Source organism: Streptococcus sp. 2018110 (genome assembly GCF_019754115.1).
GTDB classification, from domain to species: Bacteria; Bacillota; Bacilli; order Lactobacillales; family Streptococcaceae; genus Streptococcus; species Streptococcus hashimotonensis.
Genome location: NZ_JAIJZO010000003.1, coordinates 108,287 through 134,263 on the forward strand (window position 1 = coordinate 108,287; position 25,977 = coordinate 134,263).

General features: G+C 43.2%; 25 protein-coding genes and 1 tRNA gene. 25 read left to right on the forward strand and 1 reads right to left on the reverse strand.

Annotation, left to right across the window (positions count from 1 at the left end):
* Positions 1-20: 20 nt before the first annotated feature.
* Positions 21-1,613, forward strand: coding sequence for an ABC transporter ATP-binding protein (locus K5Q34_RS03725; protein ID WP_221864542.1), 1,593 nt, complete (start codon positions 21-23; stop codon positions 1,611-1,613).
* A 50-nt stretch (positions 1,614-1,663) separates the two neighbouring features.
* Here K5Q34_RS03725 and K5Q34_RS03730 read toward each other — a convergent pair.
* Positions 1,664-1,745: transfer RNA gene (locus tag K5Q34_RS03730), tRNA-Leu, on the reverse strand.
* A gap of 124 nt (positions 1,746-1,869) precedes the next feature.
* Here K5Q34_RS03730 and rsgA point away from each other — a divergent pair.
* The 24 genes from rsgA (at position 1,870) to K5Q34_RS03850 (ending at position 25,952) form a co-directional block, all read left to right on the forward strand.
* A complete protein-coding gene (rsgA, locus tag K5Q34_RS03735; protein ID WP_221864543.1) occupies positions 1,870-2,745 on the forward strand; it encodes a ribosome small subunit-dependent GTPase A in 876 nt (291 codons plus the stop codon).
* 14 nt (positions 2,746-2,759) lie between these two features.
* The gene (gene rpe, locus K5Q34_RS03740; RefSeq protein WP_024407309.1) at positions 2,760-3,419 is read left to right on the forward strand and encodes a ribulose-phosphate 3-epimerase; all 660 of its coding nucleotides are present in this window, start codon (positions 2,760-2,762) and stop codon (positions 3,417-3,419) included.
* Complete coding sequence (locus K5Q34_RS03745) at positions 3,412-4,044, forward strand: thiamine diphosphokinase (RefSeq protein WP_024414599.1); 633 nt, start codon at positions 3,412-3,414, stop codon at positions 4,042-4,044. Before rpe ends, K5Q34_RS03745 begins: the two co-directional genes overlap by 8 nt.
* Positions 4,045-5,283 (forward strand): DNA recombination protein RmuC, encoded by a 1,239-nt coding sequence (locus K5Q34_RS03750; RefSeq protein WP_221864544.1) that lies wholly within the window; start codon positions 4,045-4,047, stop codon positions 5,281-5,283. It abuts the gene before it with no gap.
* Positions 5,273-6,214, forward strand: coding sequence for a 3'-5' exoribonuclease YhaM family protein (locus tag K5Q34_RS03755; RefSeq protein WP_044758634.1), 942 nt, complete (start codon positions 5,273-5,275; stop codon positions 6,212-6,214). Before K5Q34_RS03750 ends, K5Q34_RS03755 begins: the two co-directional genes overlap by 11 nt.
* The gene (locus K5Q34_RS03760) at positions 6,214-7,080 is read left to right on the forward strand and encodes an aminoglycoside phosphotransferase family protein (RefSeq protein WP_221864545.1); all 867 of its coding nucleotides are present in this window, start codon (positions 6,214-6,216) and stop codon (positions 7,078-7,080) included. Before K5Q34_RS03755 ends, K5Q34_RS03760 begins: the two co-directional genes overlap by 1 nt.
* Before the next feature lie 101 nt (positions 7,081-7,181).
* Positions 7,182-7,994 (forward strand): pur operon repressor, encoded by an 813-nt coding sequence (gene purR / locus K5Q34_RS03765; protein ID WP_002938438.1) that lies wholly within the window; start codon positions 7,182-7,184, stop codon positions 7,992-7,994.
* Positions 7,995-8,275: 281 nt separating this feature from the next.
* Positions 8,276-8,566, forward strand: coding sequence for a WXG100 family type VII secretion target (locus tag K5Q34_RS03770; RefSeq protein WP_013730614.1), 291 nt, complete (start codon positions 8,276-8,278; stop codon positions 8,564-8,566).
* Between the two features lie 73 nt (positions 8,567-8,639).
* Positions 8,640-11,789: a type VII secretion protein EsaA gene (gene esaA, locus K5Q34_RS03775; RefSeq protein ID WP_221864546.1), complete on the forward strand. Its 3,150-nt coding sequence runs from the start codon at positions 8,640-8,642 to the stop codon at positions 11,787-11,789.
* Positions 11,790-12,254: a type VII secretion protein EssA gene (gene essA / locus K5Q34_RS03780; protein WP_013730613.1), complete on the forward strand. Its 465-nt coding sequence runs from the start codon at positions 11,790-11,792 to the stop codon at positions 12,252-12,254.
* A 29-nt stretch (positions 12,255-12,283) separates the two neighbouring features.
* Positions 12,284-12,523: an EsaB/YukD family protein gene (locus K5Q34_RS03785; RefSeq protein ID WP_024413501.1), complete on the forward strand. Its 240-nt coding sequence runs from the start codon at positions 12,284-12,286 to the stop codon at positions 12,521-12,523.
* Position 12,524: 1 nt separating this feature from the next.
* Positions 12,525-13,787: a type VII secretion protein EssB gene (gene essB, locus K5Q34_RS03790; protein WP_221864547.1), complete on the forward strand. Its 1,263-nt coding sequence runs from the start codon at positions 12,525-12,527 to the stop codon at positions 13,785-13,787.
* A gap of 3 nt (positions 13,788-13,790) precedes the next feature.
* Positions 13,791-18,218: a type VII secretion protein EssC gene (gene essC, locus K5Q34_RS03795; protein WP_221864548.1), complete on the forward strand. Its 4,428-nt coding sequence runs from the start codon at positions 13,791-13,793 to the stop codon at positions 18,216-18,218.
* Between the two features lies 1 nt (position 18,219).
* Positions 18,220-18,555, forward strand: a complete 336-nt coding sequence (locus K5Q34_RS03800) for a TIGR04197 family type VII secretion effector (RefSeq protein WP_205026846.1) — start codon at positions 18,220-18,222, stop codon at positions 18,553-18,555.
* 17 nt (positions 18,556-18,572) lie between these two features.
* On the forward strand, positions 18,573-18,959 hold the full coding sequence (locus K5Q34_RS03805) for a hypothetical protein (RefSeq protein ID WP_205026847.1): 387 nt from the start codon (positions 18,573-18,575) through the stop codon (positions 18,957-18,959).
* Positions 18,952-20,487 (forward strand): T7SS effector LXG polymorphic toxin, encoded by a 1,536-nt coding sequence (locus K5Q34_RS03810; protein ID WP_205026848.1) that lies wholly within the window; start codon positions 18,952-18,954, stop codon positions 20,485-20,487. The genes K5Q34_RS03805 and K5Q34_RS03810 overlap by 8 nt, the downstream gene beginning before the upstream one ends.
* Complete coding sequence (locus tag K5Q34_RS11740) at positions 20,481-21,173, forward strand: hypothetical protein (RefSeq protein WP_239514699.1); 693 nt, start codon at positions 20,481-20,483, stop codon at positions 21,171-21,173. Before K5Q34_RS03810 ends, K5Q34_RS11740 begins: the two co-directional genes overlap by 7 nt.
* Positions 21,173-21,472 carry a DUF4176 domain-containing protein gene (locus K5Q34_RS03820; RefSeq protein WP_172030552.1) on the forward strand — a complete coding sequence of 100 codons (300 nt, stop codon included), beginning with the start codon at positions 21,173-21,175 and terminating at the stop codon, positions 21,470-21,472. The genes K5Q34_RS11740 and K5Q34_RS03820 overlap by 1 nt, the downstream gene beginning before the upstream one ends.
* Positions 21,473-21,680: 208 nt before the next feature.
* Positions 21,681-21,854: a hypothetical protein gene (locus tag K5Q34_RS03825; protein ID WP_205026849.1), complete on the forward strand. Its 174-nt coding sequence runs from the start codon at positions 21,681-21,683 to the stop codon at positions 21,852-21,854.
* Positions 21,847-23,364 carry a T7SS effector LXG polymorphic toxin gene (locus K5Q34_RS03830; RefSeq protein ID WP_221864549.1) on the forward strand — a complete coding sequence of 506 codons (1,518 nt, stop codon included), beginning with the start codon at positions 21,847-21,849 and terminating at the stop codon, positions 23,362-23,364. Before K5Q34_RS03825 ends, K5Q34_RS03830 begins: the two co-directional genes overlap by 8 nt.
* A gap of 11 nt (positions 23,365-23,375) precedes the next feature.
* Positions 23,376-23,879, forward strand: a complete 504-nt coding sequence (locus K5Q34_RS03835; protein WP_202848490.1) for a hypothetical protein — start codon at positions 23,376-23,378, stop codon at positions 23,877-23,879.
* 222 nt (positions 23,880-24,101) lie between these two features.
* Entirely contained in the window at positions 24,102-24,632 is a 531-nt protein-coding gene (locus K5Q34_RS03840) for a hypothetical protein (RefSeq protein ID WP_205026852.1), read from the forward strand.
* A gap of 301 nt (positions 24,633-24,933) precedes the next feature.
* Positions 24,934-25,443: a hypothetical protein gene (locus K5Q34_RS03845; RefSeq protein ID WP_221864550.1), complete on the forward strand. Its 510-nt coding sequence runs from the start codon at positions 24,934-24,936 to the stop codon at positions 25,441-25,443.
* 203 nt (positions 25,444-25,646) lie between these two features.
* A complete protein-coding gene (locus tag K5Q34_RS03850) occupies positions 25,647-25,952 on the forward strand; it encodes a DUF4176 domain-containing protein (RefSeq protein ID WP_105095981.1) in 306 nt (101 codons plus the stop codon).
* Positions 25,953-25,977: the final 25 nt, after the last annotated feature.

Below are 25,977 nucleotides of genomic sequence, written 5' to 3' on the forward strand. Positions count from 1 at the left end.
GTTCCTATCTAGGAGGAGTTATGAAAAAAATCATCTATCAATTGCGGTTTGTTATTGCCATTCAGTTGGTTTTCCATATCTTATATAGTTTGACCAATGTTGTTTTGCCGGAGTTAAATAAGTATCTTTTTGACCATATTTTTCAGATGGGCTGGACAGGGCTTGTATGGCTCTTGTTGGCCTACGCTTTGACCATCATTGCCAATTCAGTTTTTCAGTACGTTTCCCAGGTTTATGAGTGGAAGGTGTCTCAGGGCTTCTATGTCACGGCAAAAAAAGGCCTGGCAAACAGCTTGTTATCACAGCCTTTAGCTAAATTTTCAGAGAAGAATGTCTCTGCCTATTTGTCCATTTTTGACAACGATTTGGAAACCATTGAGGAGAGTTATCTGAGTCCTCTCATGGACATTATTCGCTCTAGCTTGAGCATGCTCATCTATGCGGTTTCCCTCTTTCTCTTTGTTCATCCGCTGGTTGCGGTTGGGATTATTCTATCGTCTGCCTTGGCGGTCTTCATTCCCAAGTGGATTTCTGGCCCCCTTTCTCAGCGGCAGCGGGCATTTTTACAGAGTTTGGAAAGTTATTTTCAAGTGGTGACTGACCTCTTTTCTGCTAAGAACCGCGTTAATACCGAAACTTTCGGCTCCATCAGTCGTGTCCACCATCGGTCAGTAGAAGAAAGTGAACAGGCTCGTTTTCGCTTTGGGCAATTCAAGACCCTGGCTAATGTTGTCAATGGATTTTCCATGTTTTTGGTGCAATTAACAGCTTTTGGCTTGGTCGGCTACCTCTTGTTGCAAAAAGAGTTGACCATTGGAGCTGCCATTGCGACTTTTAGCTATGTTGAAAATTTCATCTATCCTATGAAGTACATCCTCTTGGATGTCAATTATATCCATTCAACCAAGGAAACAGTTGCCAATTTAGAAGACTATCTTGCTGGTCAGGTCTTGTCTGAGCAAGTGCCAAGCTATCTCAATGTGACAGCCTTAGAAGTCAGGGATGTGGCCTATCATGTGGGAGAATTAGCAGTCACCGATTTTTCCTATCGGTTTGACAAGGGGAAAAAGTATGCCATCATTGGTCCGTCAGCCAGCGGGAAATCCACTTTTCTACGAGTGTTGGCAGGAGAACTAGCTCTGGACAAGGGAAGTATTTCCTATCTGGAACATGATGTTTCACATGAAATGGAAGTAGCTACCGCCTTCTATCTCAGCCAGTTTGAACATCTTTACCATACCGATTTTGAAAGCAATGTGTCTGTTTTTGGAACTTATGAGAAGGGAAGAGATGTTATGCTTGGCTTGTTGAAGAGCTTGCCAAAGAGTTTACAGGACACCTTGCATACAACAACAGACCCCAGTCTCTTGAGTGGTGGCGAAAAAAATATCCTGTGTCTGCTCCGTGCCCTGATGAGTGGCAAGGACATCTTGCTCTTGGATGAACCGACCGCCCATTTAGACCCTGCCCTGACCAAGCAGGTCTTGACCAACCTCTTGCAGCTGGAGGACAAACTCATCGTTACCATCTTGCACCAATCAGACCCAGCCATCCTAGACATGTTTGAGGTGGTTTTGGAAATGCGTGATGGAAAATTGAGCGAGAAGATATAAAAATGACCCCAAGCCATCAACTTTGACTTGGGGTTATCCTTTATAAATAATGCGGAGGAAGGGATTTGAACCCTCACACCCGATGGGCACATGCGCCTGAAGCATGCGTGTCTGCCGTTCCACCACCTCCGCTTGCTTTTTATTATACTATTTTTAAATTGAAATGACTAGAGTAAAATGTAAAATCGAAACCGTTTGCGGTTTTTTCCTAGGAAATTTGGTATAATAGGAACAAGTACACACAAAGGAGTCTTCATTGCAAGGAAGAATTATCAAGGCCTTGGCTGGTTTTTACTATGTCGAGGCGAATGGACAGATTTATCAAACCAGAGCCAGAGGAAATTTTCGTAAGAAAGGCCAAACGCCCTACGTGGGTGATTTTGTGGACTTTTCTGCGGTGGAAAATTCAGAAGGCTACATTTTAAAGATTCATGAGCGAAAAAATAGCTTGGTTCGACCTCCTATCGTTAATATTGATCAGGCGGTGGTTATCATGTCGGCCAAGGAGCCTGATTTTAATGCCAATCTACTAGATCGTTTCCTAGTGCTTTTGGAACAGAAGGACATGGATCCCATTATCTATATCTCTAAGATGGACTTGGTAGAAGATCAGACGGAGATGGATGCCTTCAAGGCTATCTATGAGAAAATTGGCTATCCATTTGTCTATCATTTGGAGGAATTGACGCCATTATTGCAGGATAAGGTGACGGTCTTTATGGGGCAGACAGGGGTCGGAAAATCAACCCTGCTCAATCGCATTGCACCAGAATTAGCCTTGGAAACAGGGGCTATTTCAGATAGTCTGGGACGTGGTCGCCATACCACTCGTGCGGTCAGCTTCTACAATGTCTTTGGTGGGAAAATTGCGGATACGCCAGGTTTTTCATCCCTAGACTATGAAGTCAAGGAGGCTGAGGCTCTGACAGATTGTTTTCCAGAGATTGCGGAAAGCAGCCAGAACTGCAAATTTAGGACCTGTACCCACACCCATGAGCCGGATTGTGCGGTCAAGGAAGCTGTTGCTAGCTCTGCCATTTCCCAAAGTCGCTTTGACAATTATCTTCAATTCCTCAGCGAAATCCAAAATCAGCGTGAAACCTATACCAAGGTAAGTAAGAAATTCAAATAGAAAGTTGGTTCTGTATGTCACATTATAAGATTGCACCGTCTATTTTGGCGGCAGATTATGCAAATTTTGAAAAAGAGCTCAAGCGTCTAGAAAAGACAGGTGTGGAGTATGTGCACATTGATGTCATGGACGGTCATTTCGTGCCAAATATCAGCTTTGGGGCGGATGTGGTTGCGGCTATGCGTCCTCATAGCAAGCTGGTTTTTGATTGCCATCTCATGGTGTCCAATCCTGAAAATCATATTGAGACCTTTGCACGTGCGGGTGCAGATATTTTAACCATTCATGCAGAAGCAACGGTTCACCTGCATGGGACCCTGCAGAAAATCCGTGCCGCTGGTATGAAGGTTGGCGTGGTCATCAATCCAGGTACACCTCTTGTGACCATTGAGCCTGTGCTCAACTTGGTGGATCAGGTTCTGCTCATGACGGTCAACCCAGGTTTTGGTGGACAAGCCTACATTCCAGAAGTGGCTGAGAAGATTGAGGCCTTGGTCAAACTCCGTGAAGCCAAAGGCTTGAACTTTGACATCGAAGTGGACGGCGGAATTGACGACAAGACCATTCATTCAGCCAAAAATGCGGGTGCCAATGTCTTTGTGGCTGGTTCCTATCTCTTCAAAGGAGACTTGGATGCCAACGTTGCCAAATTGAGAGCGGCCCTCCATGATTAAGATTGCTGTCATTGCAGGCGGTTCCTTTGACTGCCTTCCTGAGCCTGCCGACCTCTATGTGGGGGTAGATGCAGGCTCTCTTCGTCTTCTGGACCATTCCCTGCCTCTTGACTGGGCCATGGGTGATTTTGACTCGGTGACTTCTGAGGAGTTGGGGCGGATAAAGGATCAAGCAGAGCGTTTTTTGCAAGCTCCTGCTGAAAAAGATGATACAGATTTGGAGCTGGCTTTAAAGGAAATCTTCAAGGTATATCCGCAGGCCCAGGTTCGCATATACGGTGCCTTGGGTGGCCGCATGGACCACATGATGACTAATCTATTTCTGGCTGCGGAGCCTGACTTGGCAACCTATATGGAGCAAATTGAATTGGTGGACAGTCAGAACGTCGTCCGTTTTCGACCTGCTGGCAGTCATAGGATTTTGCCGATTGCTGGTATGAAGTACATTTCCTTTATGCCGTCGGACCAGAGTCGCCTGACCATTCGTCATGCCAAGTACCCGCTGGATGCCAGCAATTATTTTTTCAAAAAATGCTATTCCTCTAACGAATTTATAGATAGAGACATAGACATTCAACTGGATAAGGGCTACGTAGTCCTTATCTACAGTAAGGATAAGAATTAGATGGATATTGTATTACTTATTTTGCTGATACTGGTCTTGATTGCCTTGGTTTTTCTTTATGGAAAATGGCAGAGCTTGGCCCTGCTTTTGCAAGATCAGGCAGAAGACACAGCAGACAACTTGTCTGATCAGCTCAGCTATCAACTAGAAAATGCAACCCTCAAACAGCAGCAAGCCATTCATCAGGAAGTAGAAAGACTCCGCACGGAGCTTTACCAACAGCTAACTGACATCCGTCAGGAGCTGAATAAGAGCCACTTGGAAACACGAGATGCCACCGACCGCCGTTTGCAGGCCATTCAGGAGTCCAATGAAAAACGCCTGGAAGAAATGCGGCAGACGGTTGAGGAAAAGCTGGAGAAAACCCTGCAAACCCGCCTACAAGCCTCCTTTGAAACGGTGTCCAAGCAATTGGAATCGGTCAATCGTGGTTTGGGCGAAATGCAGACGGTGGCGCGTGATGTGGGCAGTCTTAACAAGGTTTTGTCTGGCACCAAAACCCGTGGTATCATGGGTGAATTGCAGCTGGGACAGATTATCGAGGATATTTTGACACCTAGCCAATATGAACGAGAGTTTGCCACGGTTTCAGGCTCTAGTGAGCGCGTGGAGTATGCGGTCAAGCTACCAGGACGGACGGAAGGTGATTATATCTACTTGCCAATCGATTCCAAGTTTCCGCTGGCGGATTACTACCGCTTGGAAGATGCTTACGAAAGTGGGGACAAGGACCAGATTGACCTCCATCGGAAAAATCTCTTGGCTGCTATCAAGCGCTTTGCCAAAGATATTCAGAACAAGTACCTCAATCCGCCTGAAACGACTAACTTTGGCGTGTTGTTCTTGCCAACCGAAGGGCTTTATTCAGAGGTGGTCCGCAATCCCATTTTCTTTGATGACCTACGCCGTCAGGAAAATATCGTGGTAGCAGGACCGACCACTCTTTCTGCCCTGCTCAATTCTCTCTCCGTCGGCTTTAAGACCCTCAACATTCAACGGTCAGCCGATGATATTTCCAAGGTCTTGGGCAATGTCAAGCTGGAATTTGGCAAGTTTTCTGACCTCTTGCTTAAGGCTCAGAAACAACTCAATCAAGCCAGCAGCAATATTGACAAACTCCTAACCACTCGCACCAACGCTATCGAGCGTAGTCTTCGTACCATTGACCTGTACGAAGATGACCAAACCAAGGGACTGCTTGGCTTGTCCCCATTAGATGAGGAAGATAATGAAAATTAACCAAATGAAAAAAGATGAATTCTTCGAAGGATTCTATCTCATCAAGACCGCAGATGTCCGTCAAACACGGGCTGGCAAAGACTACCTAGCTTTGACCTTCCAGGATGATACTGGTGAGATTGAAGGCAAGGTCTGGGACGCCCAGCCAGGGAAAATCAAGGATTTTACTGCTGGGACAGTTGTTCACATGCAGGGACGCCGCGAAGTTTACAATAATACACCCCAAGTCAATCAATTGGTTCTCCGTTTGCCAAAAGCTGGCGAACCAAACGACCCTGCGGATTTCAAGGAAAAACCGCCTGTGGATGTCAAGGACACAAAGGATTATCTGAGCCAGATGATTTTCCGCATCGAAAATGCCACTTGGCAGAGGATTGTCCGTGCTCTTTACAGCAAGTACGACAAGGAATTTTATTCCTATCCAGCGGCCAAGACCAATCACCATGCCTTCTATTCAGGCTTGTCCTTCCATACGGCGACCATGGTCCGTTTGGCTGATAAAATTGGTGACATCTATCCCCAGCTCAATAAGAGCCTGCTCTTTGCTGGAATCATGCTGCATGACCTAGCAAAGGTGATTGAACTGACAGGACCTGATAACACAGGCTACACTGTCCGTGGCAATCTGATTGGACACATTTCCTTGATTGATGAAGAGATTACCAAGGTTTTGGTGGAATTGGGCATCGATGACAGTCTGGAGGAAGTGACTGTTCTGCGCCACGTTATCCTCAGCCACCACGGCCTCTTAGAGTATGGTAGCCCAGTCCGTCCGCAGATTATGGAGGCGGAAATCCTCCACATGATTGACAACATCGATGCGGAAATGATGATGATGCTGTCGGCCTTGGACAAGGTTGGCCCAGGCGAGATGACCAACCGTATCTTTGCCATGGATAACCGCGCCTTCTATAAGCCCAATATCGACTAATGGCAGTTAGGATAGTGTCTCGACAGCCCCTTACTAAAGGCTGGTCCACGGACCAAAAGTACAAGGTCCAGCTAGAAGATGGTCGCTTTGGTCTGTTGAGAATAGCAGAGCGACCAGCCTATGAGGCTAAGCGATTAGAGTTTCAGTTAGTTGAAAACCTGTTTGGTCTAGGTTTGCCTGTGGCAGTGCCACTAAGTTTTTGGGCGGATGACTTGTCCGTATACACCCTCTATGAATGGGTGGAAGGTCAGGACATGAATGAAGTGGCTTCCGATCTGCCTGATTCTGTCTTGTATGATTTGGGCTGTCAGTCAGGGCAGTTTTTGCGAACCTTGCATGCTCTACCGATTGACCAAGGTCAACGGGACTGGAACAGTTTTTATCAGGCTAAGATTGATAGTAAATTAGCTGCCTACCAAGCAGCTAGTCATTCCTATCCAAATGGTCAAGCTATGATAGACTTTGTCCAGACCAATCGTCACTTGCTTGAAGGGAGACAGATTGCCTACCATCATGGAGATTTTCATACAGGGAATTTTCTACTGGGAAGAGATGGAAAACTAAAAATCTTAGACTTTGATCGCTACGACATAGGAGACCCCTGGGAAGAATTCAACCGTTTGATTTTCACGGCAGATTTGTCTCCAGCCTTTGCGCGTGGTCAGGTAGATGCCTATTTTGAAGGAAGCGTTCCAGAGGAATTTTGGAGACTTATGGCTCTTTATGTAACAGTAAATAGTCTAGGCGCTCTTTCTTGGGCAGAACAAATAGATTCCGAACAAATTCCATTGATGAAGTTGCAAGCGCAGAAGATTTCTGAATGGTATGAATATTTTAATCATCATCTTCCAAGGTGGTATATGTAAGCGATAAACAAAATACGAAAAAGACGGACTTTTTAATCAAAAAAGTTCGCTTTTTGTAGTTTGTTGTGATATAATAGAAAAAAGTGAAAGAGGATGATTTTATGAAATTAAGAAGAAGTGAGCGTATGGTTGTCATTTCCAATTACCTCATCAACCACCCTTATGAATTAACTAGTTTGAATACCTTTGCGGAAAAGTATGAATCTGCCAAGTCATCTATCTCAGAGGATATTGCCATCATTAAAAAGGCTTTTGAGGAAAGCTCTATCGGGCATATTGAAACCATTACTGGTGCCAGTGGAGGAGTTGTTTTTACTCCATCAATCTCTAAGGCAGAGTCTGTCGAAATTGCACAGGCCCTTCGTGATCAGATGGCCGAAAGTAATCGTATCTTGCCAGGCGGTTATATCTATTCATCTGACTTGCTGTCTACACCGCATATTTTGAAAAATGTCGGTCGTATCATTGCAGATGCTTTCAAAGATGAAAAGATTGATGCGGTCATGACAGTTGCGACTAAGGGTGTCCCTTTGGCCAATGCTGTTGCCAATGTCCTTAATGTACCGTTTGTTATTGTGCGTCGTGATTTGAAAATCACAGAAGGTTCAACCGTTTCTGTCAACTATGTGTCAGGATCTAGCGACCGTATCGAAAAGATGTTCCTGTCTAAGCGTAGTTTGAAGGCAGGAAGCCGTGTCTTGATCGTCGATGACTTCTTGAAAAATGGTGGCACCATCAATGGTATGATTAGCCTTTTGTCTGAGTTTGACTCAACCTTGGTAGGCGTGGCTGTCTTTGCGGAAAACCAAAAAGGGGACCGTAGCGTAGCTAACTACAAGTCTTTGCTCGCTGTGACCGACATCAATGTCAAGGAAAACCGAGTTGATGTAGAGTTGGGAAATATTTTTGAATAACATTTACCAACCTGCGCTCAAAGAGAGCTAAACTAGTCTCTCTTTTGATTATTCGTGCATAAAAAAAGCTGAATTTTCAGCTCAGATTGGAGGAAGGTCCGTTTCGGACATCTTCCTTCAATCTTTTTTGTTCTGCAGTCAAAATAGTATAAAATTTTTACAATTATGCTTTGACCTGGCTAAATAATTATTTTTCTATAAATAAAGTTGCATATATGGTTGTATTATTTACTTTTTTATTATATAATGGACTAGTAATTATAAGACAAAAGGAGAACGATATGTCACGTATTAAATTAACCCCAGATGAGCTCCGTACTTCTGCGATTCGCTATACAGAAGGTTCAGATAACATTGATGCTATTTTATCATCTTTGTCAAATGAGCAATCTGTTATTCGTGAAAACTGGGAAGGTACAGCTTTTGACAGTTTTGATGCTCAATTTGAAGCGCTTAAGCCAAAAATTGTTGAATTTTCTGAGTTGCTTCGAGATATCAATGCCCAATTGAATAAAGTTGCTGACATTATCGAGCAAACAGATGCAGACATTGCAGCGCAAATCAATGGCTAAGGGTTGACGAAGTTCAAATGCTAGGAAGGCGCCAGCCTTCCTATTTTTTATCGAAATGAAGGAGATATGAAAAATGGATAAACAGCGCATTTTGAAGTATGGGAGAAATGCTTTGCTGGTCTTACTTTTGCTTCTATCTATCATTGGATTAAATATTGCCGTTCAGAACAACACGAGTATTTCCAAGAAAGAGCAAGAAGCAGGGCAACAAAATATTAAGCTGGATGTTGCCTTGGTAAATGAAGATAATACTGTAACCCTAAATAGTACGGAATATAATCTTGGTGCTAGTTATGCAAAAAATATCGAAAAAAATACTGCCCATAACTGGTCAACTGTCAGTCGTGGTACGGCTGACAAGGGGTTAAAAGAAGGGCTTTACCAATTGGTTGTGACCATCCCAAGCGATTTTTCAACAAAAATCTTGGATATCAACAATACCAATGTGGATAAAGCGACAATCACGTATAAGATTAATGCAAATGGTAATTTGCAGGTAGAGAATGAAGCTGTTAAGGTGGCAAAAGGAATTATTGCAGACCTACAGAGTCAGCTGATTGATATGTATATGGCCAGCATTCTCGGGAATCTTTATCAGGCACAACGAAATGTTCAGACCTTGTCAGATACAAAGGTGACCAATATTGCTGTTTTTAGGAACAATCTCTATCAAACAGCTGTTGATTTTAAGACACTTTTTCCGAATTTGACTTCGACGGCTGATTCAACATTGGCAGCTAATAATCTTTTGAAAGAAGCGCTTTCTGGCAACGTGACGGCATATGATAGCCTAAATACTGCTCAGACGGGACTAAAAGATAATTTAGCTACCTTGATTGAACAACGAAATCAGGGAAAACTATCACAGGAAGAATTTTCAGCTTCGCTTTTAGCAATGAATAGCTCTGTACTCAGTGCTGAAACGGATCAGTTGTTTGCAACGACTAAAACAACCCAAGAGGTGCTCTCGGGGCAGTTGGGGGCAGCAGCGATAGACGAGACGGGTGAAGCTAGTGGCTATGTTGGTTTGGTTGAAAAGTTGGATCAAGCCATTGCCGATTTACAGGTAGCAATTGAAGCTGAGAGTACGAAATTAGCAGAGCATGAGGCTGCGATTTCTGACTTTGCTGAAACACATTTAACCACTTACTATGGCGATAGTCTGGAAACAATCCACATTGGAGCGGTTTTGGGTAAGAGTACAGAGTTGCCGATTTCTCTAGCATCCTATCAAACGAGCTTAGACCAGTTGATTTTGAATCAATTGGCAGGTTTACCAAGCTTGACTCCTGCAGATCTGACTGCTGATTTAAACAAATTGGATCCAAAGGCAGCGAGTCAGATTCAATTTGACGCAGCATTTGCGCAAGCGCATTTTGGTGAACACTTTGTAGCTTCTAATGATTTGAAAGAATTACAGGCTCTTGCTAAAGAGTTAGAACCGCATCTTCAAGCTGCTGCAGATTTTAAAATTCCTACTCCAACAACTCGTGCCACTCTTTCTTTAGAAATTCCTAGCGGGTTTGATTTGGTATCTTGGGAATTGAATGGCAATAGCTATACTAATCCTAGTGAAGTTGTTGCTTTGCAAAAGGATAATACAGTAACCGTCACTCTCCAATATGAAAAGAGTCAGACGACCACGGTTTCAACAACGGTAGTAACGGATTCAACTTCAACTTCGTCAACGACGAGTTCGAGCTCATCGGAAGCGAATACTGAATCGACTACGTCACCGTCCACTGGTACACCTGTCACGACAACTGAGATGGCGCAGGGGAGTGTCAAAGTAAGTGTTAATAATCTGGAAGTCACAACAGCAGGATTTGATTGGGAAAACTTCTTAAAAGAACAGGAAGCTTATCGTAAAGCAGAGGTTGCTTATGCTGCAAAAGTTAGTGAAATCATTTCCAAGTATAATCAAGCTAATCGTTTATTAGATCAATATTATCCTGTTAATACTGTAACTAGTGAACGTAGCAGTTTGACGGATAGTTTCTTCAACCAAGATGCGAAATCCCTGTTGACCTCTTTAGTCACGAGCTCCATTACAGCTAATTTACAATCCTATTCTGAAGCGCGTGCACAAGATCAAGCTTTGAAGGAAAGATTGGCTGAGTTAGAAGGACGCAAACAAGAATTAAAAGATCAACTCCAATATATCAGCACGACAAATAGTGATTTGGCTCAACAGATAGCGAATCAGCTGGCATTTTTGGAGGATGTCAAGGCACGAGCTCAGTCTATTGCAGATGGTCAGGAGCAACAAACTGCTCTTCAAGGAACGCATGATACAGAACTTGCGGCGCTCGCTACTGAATTGGATGCTTCCCTTTCTATTACAGGTGAGGTAAAATCCCTTTCAGAACAGAACGTTGAGGAGGCGACTAATGTCAATACCGTCTTCACTACATTTACTAATGATGTACAGGCTGCTCAAGAAAGCGGAGAGAATCTATCTTCTGAGGCAACTGCCCTGATGGAGAGGTTTGAATCAGAATTGGCTGAAAATGGCGACTTTGTAAAAACCTTTACTTCTGTCTTAAGCAATACCTATGACAATGGCGTACCCAATGAAGTGATTTTGGATTTCTTGTCCGCACCATTGACAGAATCGTCTTCATCTGTAAAAGCAACAGTCAACACCTACAGACCTTTCACCTGGATTTTACTCTTGGAGATGGTGGCCCTGTTTGCAGCTTATGTTTTTGGTACTCATCGTGTGATTAAGGCTGTGAAAGATAAGTTTAAAGTGAGCCGTCTCGAGGATACAGATTTAGTAACGGTAACTGTGCTCAGCATTCTATCACTTCTGGTCGGTGGATTGATCGGGGTTGTATCAAGTCAACAGTTGCAGATTGATAGCGAGTTGATCCCGACTTGGGTGCTGATGATTACCTTGTTTAGCCTATTACTAGCACAAGGTCAGTATCTATTGATAAAAAATGCCAAAGGACTTGGCATGGGGATTAGCTTCTTCATGGTTATCAGCTTTATTTACCTATCCAATGCCATTGGTACAACTGCTAGTTTGACAGGCCTGCCTGCAACACTGAAAGCCATCAACCCTCTTTCTGTTTTAGAAAATAGTTTATCTGGTTACTTTGATGGCGAAGCTGCCAGTCTGACAGTGATTGCTACGGCGCTCGTATTGGGGCTTGGTTTTGCTGGCTTGAGTGCTTTTGTTGATGTGGAAAAATTCCTAAATAAAAAAGAGGATTAAATGAAAAAGATAGCACTTGTTCTTAGTTGCCTGGTTCTCTTTCTTCCGGTTGGGATAGAAGCGTCCGAACTTGGAGACAATAGTCTTCAAATTGATAGTTCACGCATTGAAGTAGAAAAAGAAAAGAAAATAGGTAGTCAGGATTTACTGGTCCAATCTTTGTTTTTGGCACCAGATCAAGCAGAATTGACTGCCAAAAAAGAAGCTGATCAAGTCTTATTAGAGCATCAGCTAAATAGCCTATTCCAAACTGGTGAGAAACCAAGCACGGATATTTTGCAAGTGGGGACCTTGTTTGATACTCGGACCCATAAGGTGATGACAACCAAGGTAGATAGTGGGACAGAGGGAGCTCCAGCAGGGCTTCTCTCTGGCCTGTTTTTTGCTTCTATTGTAGTTGGCATTCTATTGCTTGCAAGTTTAGCAACCTATTTGATGGGTAAGGATGAAGTAGGCCAGGAATAATCTTCTAGTGGTCTATTGGAGGAGATGAGATGGAGACGCATATCAATGTTACCTTACATGATGGAGGACGAATCAGGGACTTACGGATTCCGACTCACATTGAGGTTAGGAGATTAATCAAGGAGTTGGATAGCATCTTCGAAAAAGAGAATGCTAGAAAAAAATACCAACTCCATGTTGTTAATAAGGGGTTCGTTTTGGACGAAGGGAAAGTATTAGCCGATTATCCTGTGACAACGGGAGATATTGTAGAGGTTTTGGAGGTTTAGGGTGAAAGAAGAAACATTTGTCTTTGGTGGACAGGAATTTGTCTTTTTAAAGGGTGATAAAGAGTGGCACCTTGATGTAAAACGGTCTGATGTGGCAACGCAAGAGCTATCTGACCTGCTCTTGTTGGATCTGCACCACCCTCAATTTTTACAACAGGAAATGACGGTGGATGAAGATACAGTTCATTTCACCTATCATCTGGATGCATTTGGGCAAACCTTTGAGGACATGAAGGAGAAAGAGGTCTCTGAAAAACTACGACTTTCTCTCAATGTTTTAGAATTGAAGCAGGCTTTGAAATTGCCAATCACCTTTTTCGTGCATCCGTCATCTGTCTTTATTACTAAGGATGGTCGGGCCAAACTAGCCTATCGGGCTATCCCGGAGAAGATGGTGCCTCAGACCTTGGATGCTGCGGATTTGTTGAAGCAATTAAAATCTTATATCCTTGCCTTATTTACAGAGCATGATTTTATGGATCTTTACAATGGTGCGCTGGATGTGGTTCCTGTACCAGAGTTCTTAGATACCGTTCGCAAGGCAGAGGATATGGATAGTTTGGAAGGACTTTTGCAGGGCTATTTTCAGGATAAGTTGGAGGAGGAGAAAGCGACTTTGACAAGGGTTTCTCGCTCTAAGCACCGTCTCTATCGCTATGCGACTATCTGGCTTTCTGCCCTGGCAGGATTATTGGTCTTGCCGCTGATTTATCTAGTTTTCATGCACAATCCTTTCAAGGAAAAAATGCTGGATGCGGATACGGCCTTCATCAAGGTGGACTATCCTGGGGTGATTAGTGAGTTGGAGCGGGTAGAGGTTTCTAATCTTCCCTACACTCAAAAATACACTCTTGCCTATGCCTACATCCAAGGGTTTGATTTGAGTAATGAACAACGTTCTGTTATCTTAAATAATGTAACGCTCAAATCAGATGAGCAATACTTGGACTACTGGATTGAAATTGGTCGTGGGAATAGTCAAGAAGCTTTGGATTTGGCCAAGCGTTTGGATGATTCGGATTTGATTTTGTATGCTCTTTACCAGCAAATGGAACAGGTTCGTGAAAATACGACTTTGTCGGGAGAAGAGCGGGAAACAACCTTGGATGAGTTGAAAGCGGAGTATCAAAAGTATTGGGATACCCGAACTACGATTTTGAATGAAGATGGGTCACAGGTGGAAACAGGTACAAGTTCGACGTCTAGTTCAATCTCTTCTACAGAGTCATCATCAACGAGTCCATCAAGCTCGAGCGGGGAATAAGCAATGGCAGAGACAGTAGTTTTTTATAAAGATGGTTTTCGCTATGTGGCGGATGTGTCTGCTGGGAAAAAGATTCTTTTTCAAGGCACAGAAAAGGCACAGGTTTTTGTCTCCTCACTGGATACTCCTTTGACGATTTGGTTAGATGAAGCACAAGTTTGCTATGGCTATGATGGAGTGGAAGGAAAGCTTGTATCTGGTATGTCTTTGGCGGGGGGCGTGGTCTATCTTCTTCCGTCGGAGCAGGTGATCCTAGACCCTCTTGATAAGCAGGAATTGACCATCGGCCAGCATGCGGGAAATAGTTTTGTCCTTGCAGGGTCAAGTTGCCATGTCTTGCTCAAACGCAGTGACCAGTCATGGATGCTTTATCGTTTGGCGGGCTCCATCTATATCAATAACCTTTTGATGGAGAAAGGGGAAATGGAGCTGGCTCTTGGAGACGAGCTTGCTTTTGAGGATACTTTTTTCAAATTTTATGCAGATGAGGTCCTGGTTGCGGGTCCTGTAGAGGCTAGTGATGAGTTGGCTCGTAAGTCTGCATCGCGCTATGCTTTTTATGAGGATTATCCAGACTACCATCGTTCTCCACGGATTATCTATCGGAGTTCAGAAGACAGGGTGGCTATCAATGCGCCTTCAAATGCACCTTCAAAACCGTCTGACAGTTTGTTGAAATTAATCTTGCCTCCTCTTATGATGGTGGGGATTACATTGGTTATCATGATTTTCCAACCTCGTGGTCTCTACGTGCTTGCGACTATCGCCATGTCGATTGTGACGTTGGGGATGTCCATTGCTGGCTATATAAAGGGGAGAAAGGATTATCAGAAAGAGCTGAGAGACCGAGAGGGGCTCTATCATGACTATCTGGCTGATAAGGCCAAGGAGTTGGCTGGTCTGACCAAGTCGCAGAAAGATGGTCAGCTCTACCATTATCCTGCTATTGAGACCTTGGTGGATCTGGCAGATAGCTACCACCATCGGATCTATGAGAAGACGCCTCTTCATTTTGATTTCTTGTATTATCGCTTGGGTCTGGGTGAGGTTCCGGTGTCTTATGACTTGTCCTATGCTCAGACAGAACGGTCGGGCAAGCGGGATCCCTTGGAGTTGGAGGGTTTTCAACTCTATGAACAAAACAAGACCATTTCAGATATGCCCATTGTGGCCAATCTGTCCCATGGTCCTGTCGGCTATATTGGTCCGCGGGCCTTGGTGATTGAGCAGCTCCAACTCATGGTCAACCAAATAGCACTTTTCCATTCCTATCATGATGTGCAGTTTATTACCATCATGCCAGAGGAGGAGAAGGAGCAGTGGGATTGGATGCGGTTCTTGCCTCATGCGACCCTGCAGGACATGAATGTGCGTGGCTTCGTCTATAACCAGAGGACCCATGATCAGGTGCTCAACTCGCTCAATCAGATTTTGAAACTGCGCAGGGCTCAAAAGGAAGACAAGTCCAATCGGGAGTCTACCCTCTTCAGCCCTCACTATGTGGTCTTGGTGACGGATGAGAAGTTGATTTTGGACCATGTCATCATGGAGTTCTTCACAGAGGATCCGACGGAGCTGGGCTGTAGCCTGGTCTTTGTGCAGGATGTGCTGTCTTCTCTGTCTGAGAATATCAAGACCATCATTAACATCAAGGATCGAAACACTGGTCAGCTGGTCATGGAGGAAGGTCAGTTGCGTGAGATTGACTTCGCCTTGGACCACTTCCCAGTTGGCTATGATAAGGAGACCTTGGTGCGCCGCTTAGCTCCGCTTAACCACCTACAGAACCTCAAGTCTTCTATCCCTGAAACGGTGACCTTTATGGAGATGTACGGGGCTGAGACCTTTGAGGACTTGGGTGTTGTCAGTCGTTGGGAAAAGCATGCGCCTTATAAGAGTTTGGCGGTGCCTCTGGGTCTTCGTGGCAAGGAGGATATTGTCTATCTGAACTTACATGAAAAAGCTCACGGTCCGCACGGTTTGGTGGCGGGGACCACGGGTTCTGGTAAGTCAGAGGTCATCCAGTCTTATATCTTAAGCCTTGCGGTCAATTTCCATCCGCATGACGTGGCTTTTCTCCTCATCGACTACAAGGGTGGGGGCATGGCCAACCTCTTCAAGGACCTGCCTCACTTACTTGGGACCATCACCAACTTGGATGGCGCCCAGTCCATGCGTGCCTTGGTGTCCATCAATGCGGAGCTGAAGCGCCGTCAACGTCTCTTTGCGACCCATGATGTCAACCATATCAATCAATATCAGAAGAAGTACAAGCTGGGTGAGGTGAGTGAGCCCATGCCTCATCTCTTCTTGATCTCCGATGAGTTTGCGGAGCTCAAGACCAACCAACCTGACTTTATGAAGGAGCTGGTCTCAACCGCTCGTATCGGTCGGAGTTTGGGTATTCACCTAATCCTAGCCACTCAGAAGCCATCTGGTGTGGTGGATGACCAGATCTGGTCCAACTCTCGCTTCAAGCTGGCACTCAAGGTGGCAGATCGGAGTGACTCCATGGAGATGCTTAAGACGCCAGATGCGGCTGAGATTACCCAGGTGGGGCGTGGCTATCTGCAGGTCGGAAACAATGAAGTGTATGAACTCTTTCAGTCTGCCTGGTCTGGGGCTGATTACCAGCCAGATAAGGATGAGCAGGGGATTGAGGACCATACCATCTATGCCATCAATGACATCGGTCAATATGAGATTCTCAACGAAGACCTGTCGGGTCTGGATCAGGCTGAGTCCATCAAGGAGGTTCCGAGTGAGCTTCAAGCCATCGTAAGTAAGCTGAAAGCCTTGACAGAGCGCCTGTCCATCCAGGCCCTGCCGCAACCATGGTTGCCTCCGCTTTCTAAGGAAATCTTCCTGCAAGATCTCCGACCACAAGGTTTTAAGGACTTGTGGGGACAGGCAAGTGGTCTGGTTGCACGCTTGGGGATGGTGGATATTCCAAGTCGCCAGAGCCAAGAAGTCTTGGAACATGACTTTGAAAAGGATGGACACATCGCCCTCTTCTCTAGTCCGGGTATGGGGAAATCGACCTTTGTTCAAACCCTAGTGATGGACTTGGCACGCCAACTGACACCGGAGGAGCTACACTTCTATCTCTTGGACTTCGGTACCAACGGACTCTTGCCGTTGAGAGATCTGCCTCATACTGCGGATCTATTGATGGCGGAGGATACAGAGAAGTTGACCAAGTTCATGCGTCGGATTAAGGACGAGTTGGCTCAGCGCAAGGCGGCCTTTAGTCGCTATGCCGTCCCAAATCTCACCCTCTATCGACAGGCGAGTGGAGACGAGCTTCCTGTTCTCTTCTTGGTTTTGGATAATTTTGATGGTTTGAAAGAGGCAAGCCTTGGAGCTGAAATGGAAACTCTCTTACAAACTCTGGCACGTGAAGGAGCCAGCCTCGGAATCTATCTGATCCTCACAGCGGGTCGCAGTGGGGCTCTTCGCCCAGGTTTACAAGCCAGTCTGAAAACACGTTTGGCATTGAAATTGACGGATGATGTCGAATCTCGTACCATTGTCGGTCGTCACCAACATGTGATGGAAGAGGTTCCTGGTCGAGGTTTGGTTCATTTGGATGAGGTTGAGGTCTTCCAAGTAGCCCTTCCAGCCTATGCCAAGGACTCCTTTGGTCTGGTGCAGGCTGTACAGGATGAGGCGAAAACCATGGCTGCTTCTTGGACGGGTGCACTACCAGAAGGCATACCAGTCATGCCTGAGAGTCTGAGCTTTGAAGAGTTTGCGGGTCTAGCATGCGTGCAAGAAGCTGTCGCAGGTGGTGAGCTACCAATCGGACTAGACTTTGAGAATGTGGAAAGTGTTGGTTTGAAGCTTGAAGAGATGAAGAGTCTGACCTACATGTCGGATAACAATGAAGCCTTACAAAACCTGACCATTCATTTGATGAAGGGAATGAACCGATTTGCAGGTGGTCAGTTTAGAATGTTACTGGATGTACATCAAGAGTTTGAAGAATATCAATCAACCTTCTCTACATATGTGGGGGATGAGCATCTGATTGCTGAAATGGCTATTAAGATGATTGCGGAAATCGAAAAACGCCAAGCTAGTGGGGAACACACAGCGTGGATTATCATGATTACGGATTTCGAGCGTTTTGTCGAATTGACAAAGCTGACTATTGAGCAGTGGACAGTTATCTATGAAACCGCTCATAAAGTAGGCATTTATCTGATGATAGGTGGACATTATCCATATCTTGGTACAAGTGTTAATGCCATGCCTAAACTTATCCGTACCAAGACACCTTGGACGCTATTTGCCATGAGAATCTCTGATCAAAGCTTTTTGGAGAAGACTTATAATTCTCGGGAACCTTATCTCGATATAGATGAGGTTTATATCCACAGCCGCAAACAGTATCAAAAACTTAAGATTAGTAGAGAGAAAGGAGAGTAGGATGGGTCTTATTGAAAGCAATCTACAGAGTGCATCTCATTATGCACAAATGATTATGGATAGTGCCAATCGTATAGAAAGTGGAGGCAAGGGTTCGAAAGATTCTATCTCTACAATCGATGGGAACCGTTTAGCAGGTCCGCTTATTGATCAAGAGCATCGATATGCCCTGCAAATAACAGGTCGGCTAAAAACCTTTGTCTCAAATGTGCAGACCATTGCTTCAAACTTTGAGGCGGTTGACACACGTTTGGCAGGAACGATAGAGGCTGAACTAGGTTCAGCTCTACAAACTCCTAGTAGCGGATTTGATCCATTTAGTCCCTCTCGTTCTTAAGGAAAAGGTGGTGTGTGATGGAAGAACAACGTACGATAGAAGCGATTCAAGCAGAAGAAGGTCTTGCTTATGCACAATTGGATCGTCTTCAGGAGGATAGTCGCCTATTAGCAGGGCGTTTGGTCTCCTTCCAATCTGAGTATGAGGATGGTGTCTCTACCATCAAAATCTTAGAGCAAGAGTCCAGTGAACCTGACATAGCCTCTTTTTATCAAGGCCTTGCGGCTGAAATGGAACGAACCAACCATGCCTTTGAGGAGGGAGTTGGTGATTTACAGGCTCAGTACAAGGAGGAGATGATGGAAACAGAGGCACGTATTGATCGACTGCATAGGGAGAAACAGAATTACTACAGTCAATCAAGAGTCAGTGAAGAAAAAGTAAAGGAGAAACCGAATGGTTAAGATGAATCTACCTAGCTCGGATAATCAGGCGACTTCCATCGGTCGAGTATCGGCTTCTCGGATGGGAGCGTATGAGTCGGCAATGCAGGCTCTGGGCTCTTTTATAGGAGCAGAGGGTCTATCTGGTCAGGCTTATGATAATGCCAAAGACTATGCGGCGAGCACTCTTTTGCCTCTGCTTAAAGCAGCGATTCTCTACGAGGAATCTTTGAGCGAGGCGGTTAAGCGCCTCCCTTCCGATTATCGTGCTACCGAATACCTGGAAGGGAAAAGTCTTGATTCGGATGTATTGGAAGCCGAGTTAGCTCGTTTAGAGTCGGTTGGCATGCGTCTGGATCGGTCGATTGATCATGCCTTAGCGATGGCTCGTGACTATCCCGATTATGAGTGGCATGCCCATTCCATGATGCGTCAGCTCAACCAGGTTATAGACCGTAAGAACAAGGTTCGTCGCCAACTTCAAGCCTTGTATGCCTTTAATGAGCGGTCGAGCAGTTTCTTTTCGGGTATAGGAGACCTAGAAACGCAGCTTAGTCAAGGGATTTCCCAAGTTGGCAGTGACATGAGTAACTTTTCAGGAAGTTTTCCAAGCGGTCTAAGTCCGGTATGGGTTTCAAAGGTCAATCAGAAATGGAACGACCGTGTGAAGCGGATGAGAGATACTTCTAGCCCAGCGGATTTCAGGAAGTTGGATCAGAAGTCGCAGGAAGAGTATATCAAATCGGTTGATGTCGAACGTGCCTATCAAGACCTGGCGAAGAAAGTGGAGAAGGGCGAAGCATTGACTAAGGAAGATATTGCAGTCATCAATGCTTATGCCAAACGTCACCCTGATGTTAAGCCACCGAAAAAAGTCGTGGAGGCCTTGGACGAGTATTACTATGGTTTTGATGATATCCCAGAAACGCTGATTTCCAAATTAACTGATATGTACGAATGGGGTTGGGCTACTTTTGGTAAGATGTTAGATGATGCTAATGAAGTGGCAATCAAACAAGGGAAAAACTTAGGGAGGGTCTTTGGTGCTAAATTACAACCTAGAGATGCCTTTGGTCGCTTTGTTAAAGATACAATAAAGCCTAGATCTTGGTTATCAGGCAAGTTGAAGGGGATGTCTAATGGTACGAGTAAAATCATAGGACATGGTGCTAAAATACTTGGTTTTGGTGTCAGTGCATTTCTGGAAGGAGCTGATCACTATAGCAAATATAAAAATGCCGGTCGTGCAGTCAGTTATGGAATTACTGGGGGAACTGTTGCTGCTGGGGCAGGTATGGTGGCTGGAGCCATTGGAAGCGCCCTTGCTTTGCCAGCCATTGGGACTTTGGCTGTAGGTTTAGCGGTTGGAGTAGTAGCTTCGGCTGGTTTAAAGGCGGCTTATGAAAATATCAAACCAGTCAGAGACGCTATTGATGGTGTCGGTGACCTTTTTAATAAAGGCGGAAAGGCAGTTTCTGATGGTTTCAAATCGATTGGAAAAGCCTTTAGCAATCCTATCGGTTCACTTAAAGGAGCATTTGAATGGTAAAAAAACAGCAATTGTATGTCGCAAAATTGGTAGGATGGCTTAACTTTAGATATTATGTGATTGAGCTACATAATCGCTTTTACATTATTGATTATGCTAATCCAAGAGATATTCGCAATTATTTTTCAGGATTTTTTCCAAAGCATAATAGACAGTACACAATTTATGATATTACGAATAGTAAAGATCAATATGCTATCAAACCTCTTCCTTGGTGGCAGACCCCTGAGCATCAATTTATTGAATTATGGTCTGCGGCAGGTTTAATAGTTATGGCTGTTATTACAGCTCTCCTAAGGATTGAATGGCTCAATAGTAACGATTATCTAAAGTCTTGGAAAGTTATTTTCTTACTATTCATTTTAGGTGCGTCTGTTATTGCATTTTGGTTGAATAAGACGACTAAAGTACTTCCTAGATTATCGGAAGAAAGAAGCTATAGGGTTGAACGAAAGCCTCAGTTGAGATATGTTAGTAAGAAACGAAAAGCCAGAACAGGGCCTGTGGGAGAGGCTATGATGATACTAATTGGTTTGCCTCTATGTTTAATATTTGCACTAAATAAGAATTATTTGGTTATCGTATATAGTTTTGTGGCTTCTTATAACATTTTATTTATTAGATTTTTAAATCTTTTTGATGTGTTAAGTCGGAATAAATTTATTTTTTTAGAGGAGGAAGACTAATGTCTTTATTACCAGTTGGAAGTGTCGTTTATTTAGCAGAAGGCAATCAAAAAATGGTTGTACTAAACAGAGGAGCAGTTGTTGAACAACGTGGAGAAGAAGTTGTTTTTGATTACTGTTTAGGTATATATCCAGAAGGATTAAATCCAGAACAAGTCTATTATTGTAATTCAGAAGATATTGATGAAGTTGTTTTTGAAGGATATTCAGATGACGATGAAAACCGTTTTATTGATCTATATTTGAAATGGTTGGACGAAAAAAAAGAAGATATTAAGAAAGGTCGTTTGAATAATTAATATAGTCCAAATATACTTGCAAACTTTTCTTATATAGCAGGTATAATTGTCTGAATGAACTGTATTTAGTAAAGTTGTAAAGTATTTAAATTCAGACAGATTCAATTTGTCTGGATTTTTGGTATAATGGGGAGGTATATTCTTAAACTTAGAACATACTTCTAATGAACCTGACTTAGCCTCTTTTTATCAAGGTCTTGCGGCTGAAATGGAACGAACCAACCATGCTTTTGAGGAGGAAGTTGGTGAATTACAAGCTCAGTACAAGAAAGAGATGACGGAAACAGAGGCACGTATCAATCGACTGCATAGGGAGAAACAGAATTACTACAGTCAATCACGAGTAACAGAAGAAAAAGTAAAGGAGAAACCGAATGGTTAAGATGAATCTACCTAGCTCGGACAATCAGGCGACTTCCATCGGTCGAGTATCGGCTTCTCGGGTGGGAGCGTATGAGTCGGCTATGCAGGCTCTGGGCTCTTTTATAGGAGCAGAGGGTCTATCTGGTCAGGCTTATGACAATGCCAAAGACTATGCAGCGAGCACTCTTTTGCCTCTGCTTAAAGCAGCGATTCTCTACGAGGAATCTTTGAGCGAGGCGGTTAAGCGCCTCCCTTCCGACTATCGGGCTACCGAATACTTGGAAGGAAAAAGTCTTGATTCGGAAGATTTAGAAGCAGAGTTAGCTCGTTTAGAGTCGGTTGGCATGCGTCTGGATCGGTCGATTGATCGAGCTTTGGAGATGGCTCGTGACTATCCCGATTATGAGTGGCATGCCCATTCCATGATGCGTCAGCTCAACCAGGTTATAGACCGTAAGAACAAGGTTCGACGCCAACTTCAAGCCCTGTATGCCTTTGATGGGCGGTCGAGCGGTTTCTTTTCGGGTATAGGAGACCTAAAAACGCAGCTTAGTCAAGGGATTTCCCAAGTTGGCAGTGACATGAGTAACTTTTCAGGAAGTTTTCCAAGCGGTCTAAGTCCAGTGTGGGTTTCAGAGGTCAATCAGAAGTGGAACGACCGTGTGAAGCGGATGAGAGATACTTCCAGCCCTGCGGATTTCAGGAAGTTGGATCAGAAGTCGCAGGAAGAGTATATCACATCAGTTGAAGTTGAACGTGCCTATCAAGACCTTGCGAAGAGGGTGGAGAAGGACGAGGCTTTGACTGAGGAAGAGTTGCTTATGGTTGGGAAATATGTAAAAGAGCATCCAAATGTTCCTTTGCCGAAGCAGTTACAGAAAGCATATCCTCTGAATGAGTTTATTCAAGATTATGGAGTTCCTGCCCTAGCTGGCTTAGCTGTGGATGAAGCTACAGGAAGGATATATTCTAAATTCTTAGGTGAAACGATCGAAGAGTCTTTTATTAATATAGGTGTAGAATCAGCGCTACAAAATGCACAGTATATTTACAGCAATCGCTATGCAATAACTAATAGTGCAGGTGATATTATTGGCAAAATCCCTGGAGCAACCCATGAGACTATTGTTAGAGAAAGTGCAGAGTCGGTTGCAAAATATTCAGCGAGAGCAGGGATTGTCAACGCTGTTATCGGCGAAGCAGTATCGTTTGGCCCGGGAGTTCTGGTTGGAGCAGGCATCAATATGGCTTCAGGCGATACTGCGGAAGAAGCTTGGGGTAAGGAGATTACAACTGGTTTGGTTACTACTGCTATAATAGGTGGATTGGCGGTAGCGGGCGTATCTACTCCAATTGGTTGGGGAATTGCTATTGGTATAGGTGTAAACATGGCAAATGACTGGCTAAGAGAAGAATTTCCTGAAGTTAAAGAATTTGAAGATAATGTAGGCGAAGCTGTTGTAGATGGCTGGAACAACCTATGTGACGTAGCCTCTGATACTTTTAGTTTCGTCAATCCATTTGATTAGGAGGAGAAAGTATGGTTAAGAAAATGATTGGTAAAGCCCACAATTTCTCTCTTGATGGGAAGAAACCTGTAAAAGGATGGTATCTCTTAATTGCTAAAAATGGAGAAGAGTTTTTGGTTAGACGTAATTTCAGATTGCCCTGGTATGGTTTGCAAGAAGTCTATAAAACAGGAACTAGTATGGCTCCAATTGCCATTCTTGATAGCGTTGAAATAAAGAATAGGTCATTTTTAGGAGCCGGGATAGGAATTGCGATAGCTCCATTACTGCGAATGGTTGTTCCTATGGAATTAATTTTTGGCGAATCCAACCTTACAATAAATGTTTTGGTAGGAGTATATAATATAACTATATTAAGTGTTTTAGCGATGCTTGCTTTTTTCCTGACTAGTTTATATCGCTTCAAGAAGGTAGAACGGTATATTCAGAAACAAGGAGGAAGACTATATAAGCTAGGCTATATAAAATCGAATCAGTATCTAACTTTAATGGCAAATGGAAGGGAATTGTGGTGAAATGATAAAGTCAAAGATTATCTTCTATCATATTGTTTTATTTCTACTCATGGTTCTCCCTTTTTATCTTCTATCTTTTATTGTTCAATTTAGGTTGTTTGTCGTATTCCCTGTTTTGTTTTGGAAGTTCCTTTATTTTGACAGGATAATCATTAGGAATCCACAGCGTGATATAGAATTTGAAATAATGGATGAAAAAGATGAGCAAGCAATCACCTATGATTGAAAATTACGGTAGGGGGTAATTTGATAAAAAATATTAAAGGAAAAGTATATAACTTTTCTCTTGATGGAAAAAGAGCAGTTAAAGGCTGGTTTCTGATTATTGAAGATGATGGCAAAGAGTATTTAGTTAGAAGAAATTTTAGTCTTTCCTCTAACTGGTATCGAAAAGTATATAGAAGTAATCGTTCATTGAAAGAATATCTGATTAGTGGAGAGGACTATGAACGTTTGTCACAATCTTCTAAATATCAAGGCTGGGGCATTGGACTTGGTATTGCAATTGGAGCGATAATCAATCAAATAGTTCCAAGTAATTTATTTTTTGGCGATATCAATAACACTGGTGATGTCATAATTGGTATAAAAAGTATAGGGACACTAGTTTTAGTAACCGCAGTTAGTTTTTTTGTTACCTCGGTCATTCGAAAGATGAGGTTGGAGCGAAAACTTGGCTCTCTAGTTTTGATAGGAAAAATAAAGTCAAAGACAGCATTAAAAGTACTAACAAATGGAAGGGAGTTTTGGTAATTTGAAAATTGTAGGCTATATATTAGCGTTCGTATTATTTGTACTTCCTCTTCTTGTTCTTTGTTATATTGTACAGTTACGTTTGTTATTAATTTTTTTGGCATTATGGTTTATCATGATTTTTTATAGAGGTGTATGGATAAAACTAGACAATCGGATGATTGAATTTGAAATAATAATGGAGGAAGAGCTCGAGTAATAAACCGCAAAGAGTGTATGTTTAAATAACCTATGTAACGCTACCTCTGATACTCTTAGTTTCGTCAATCCATTTGATTAAGAAGGGAGATAAGTAATTTGAATGAAAAATGATACTACTAACATTTCTGCTTCTATCCATAGTCTATCGTTGGAGAGGAAATCTGTAATAAGAGGTTGGTATCTACTGGTAACACCTGATGGTGAAGAATATGTGATGCGTAGGCATCTAGGGTTGTCATCGCGAAGGTACTGGAATCTTTATCGTTGTACTATTCCGTTAGAAGATTATATTCTGAATCCACATAATGAGAAAAAAAAGCATGTATCTGCGACTTTTTTTGGAATCGTAGGTGGGGCAATTGTAACAAGACTTATTCCAAGTGAGTATTTGCTTGGCTCTTCCAACACACCCTTTAGTTGGATGCAGGCTCTATATAATGTGAGTGTTCTTCTATTAACGATCATTGTTTTTGTGATGTTATTATCTAAATTTAGAGATTTTCGCTTTAAACAATTTATCACAAGAAAGGGCGGAAAACTCGAAAGAATTGGAGATGTAAGAGGAGCTACTCCGCTTCGTTATATGCCAAGTGGAAAGGGGTATTGGTAGTATGTTTCAAGAAATAAAATATTACCTATCGTTATGTATCCTGATATTACCAATTTTTATTATTTCATTATTTTTTCAGATGCGATTAGTTGGTTTATCAGTGGAATGCCTGATTGTATATTTTTTTTACATGGGACTGGATACAAGAGATTTGGTAAATATGCACCAATTTGAAATAAGAATAAAAAATAAAGGAGATAGTAATGGAGCTAACTAAACTTTTACCTATGGGGACAGTCGTATATCTGAATGGAGGGAAGCTTGAAGTCATGATTGTTTCAAGACAACCGATTCTAAAACTAGATGGTCATGAAGTATATTTTGATTATGCAGGTATCAGTCAGATTCTAGGATTAGATCCAGAACAAATCGTCTATTTTAATCAAGAAAACATTAAAAAGGTCATTTTCAAAGGGTATGAATCCGATAATGAAGAAAGATTGCAGGAAGCATTTGCAGAATGGAGAGAGAATCATCCAGAAATTCCAAAAGGTAAGGTAGTAAATTAACTGATATTGCTTTTTTCTCAAGCTA

Excerpts from the sequence above, each read along its gene's own strand:
- K5Q34_RS03810 (WP_205026848.1), top strand. The coding sequence starts at position 18,952 with ATGGTTAAGATGAATCTACCTAGCTCGGATAATCAGGCGACTTCCATC.
- K5Q34_RS03830 (WP_221864549.1), top strand. The coding sequence starts at position 21,847 with ATGGTTAAGATGAATCTACCTAGCTCGGACAATCAGGCGACTTCCATC.
- K5Q34_RS03820 (WP_172030552.1), top strand. The coding sequence starts at position 21,173 with ATGTCTTTATTACCAGTTGGAAGTGTCGTTTATTTAGCAGAAGGCAAT.
- essC (WP_221864548.1), top strand. The coding sequence starts at position 13,791 with ATGGCAGAGACAGTAGTTTTTTATAAAGATGGTTTTCGCTATGTGGCG.
- K5Q34_RS11740 (WP_239514699.1), top strand. The coding sequence starts at position 20,481 with ATGGTAAAAAAACAGCAATTGTATGTCGCAAAATTGGTAGGATGGCTT.
- K5Q34_RS03760 (WP_221864545.1), top strand. The coding sequence starts at position 6,214 with ATGGCAGTTAGGATAGTGTCTCGACAGCCCCTTACTAAAGGCTGGTCC.
- K5Q34_RS03750 (WP_221864544.1), top strand. The coding sequence starts at position 4,045 with ATGGATATTGTATTACTTATTTTGCTGATACTGGTCTTGATTGCCTTG.
- rpe (WP_024407309.1), top strand. The coding sequence starts at position 2,760 with ATGTCACATTATAAGATTGCACCGTCTATTTTGGCGGCAGATTATGCA.
- purR (WP_002938438.1), top strand. The coding sequence starts at position 7,182 with ATGAAATTAAGAAGAAGTGAGCGTATGGTTGTCATTTCCAATTACCTC.
- K5Q34_RS03785 (WP_024413501.1), top strand. The coding sequence starts at position 12,284 with ATGGAGACGCATATCAATGTTACCTTACATGATGGAGGACGAATCAGG.
- esaA (WP_221864546.1), top strand. The coding sequence starts at position 8,640 with ATGGATAAACAGCGCATTTTGAAGTATGGGAGAAATGCTTTGCTGGTC.
- K5Q34_RS03725 (WP_221864542.1), top strand. The coding sequence starts at position 21 with ATGAAAAAAATCATCTATCAATTGCGGTTTGTTATTGCCATTCAGTTG.
- K5Q34_RS03755 (WP_044758634.1), top strand. The coding sequence starts at position 5,273 with ATGAAAATTAACCAAATGAAAAAAGATGAATTCTTCGAAGGATTCTAT.
- K5Q34_RS03825 (WP_205026849.1), top strand. The coding sequence starts at position 21,681 with ATGGAACGAACCAACCATGCTTTTGAGGAGGAAGTTGGTGAATTACAA.
- K5Q34_RS03770 (WP_013730614.1), top strand. The coding sequence starts at position 8,276 with ATGTCACGTATTAAATTAACCCCAGATGAGCTCCGTACTTCTGCGATT.
- essA (WP_013730613.1), top strand. The coding sequence starts at position 11,790 with ATGAAAAAGATAGCACTTGTTCTTAGTTGCCTGGTTCTCTTTCTTCCG.
- K5Q34_RS03850 (WP_105095981.1), top strand. The coding sequence starts at position 25,647 with ATGGAGCTAACTAAACTTTTACCTATGGGGACAGTCGTATATCTGAAT.
- K5Q34_RS03800 (WP_205026846.1), top strand. The coding sequence starts at position 18,220 with ATGGGTCTTATTGAAAGCAATCTACAGAGTGCATCTCATTATGCACAA.
- K5Q34_RS03845 (WP_221864550.1), top strand. The coding sequence starts at position 24,934 with ATGAAAAATGATACTACTAACATTTCTGCTTCTATCCATAGTCTATCG.
- K5Q34_RS03805 (WP_205026847.1), top strand. The coding sequence starts at position 18,573 with ATGGAAGAACAACGTACGATAGAAGCGATTCAAGCAGAAGAAGGTCTT.
- K5Q34_RS03745 (WP_024414599.1), top strand. The coding sequence starts at position 3,412 with ATGATTAAGATTGCTGTCATTGCAGGCGGTTCCTTTGACTGCCTTCCT.
- K5Q34_RS03835 (WP_202848490.1), top strand. The coding sequence starts at position 23,376 with ATGGTTAAGAAAATGATTGGTAAAGCCCACAATTTCTCTCTTGATGGG.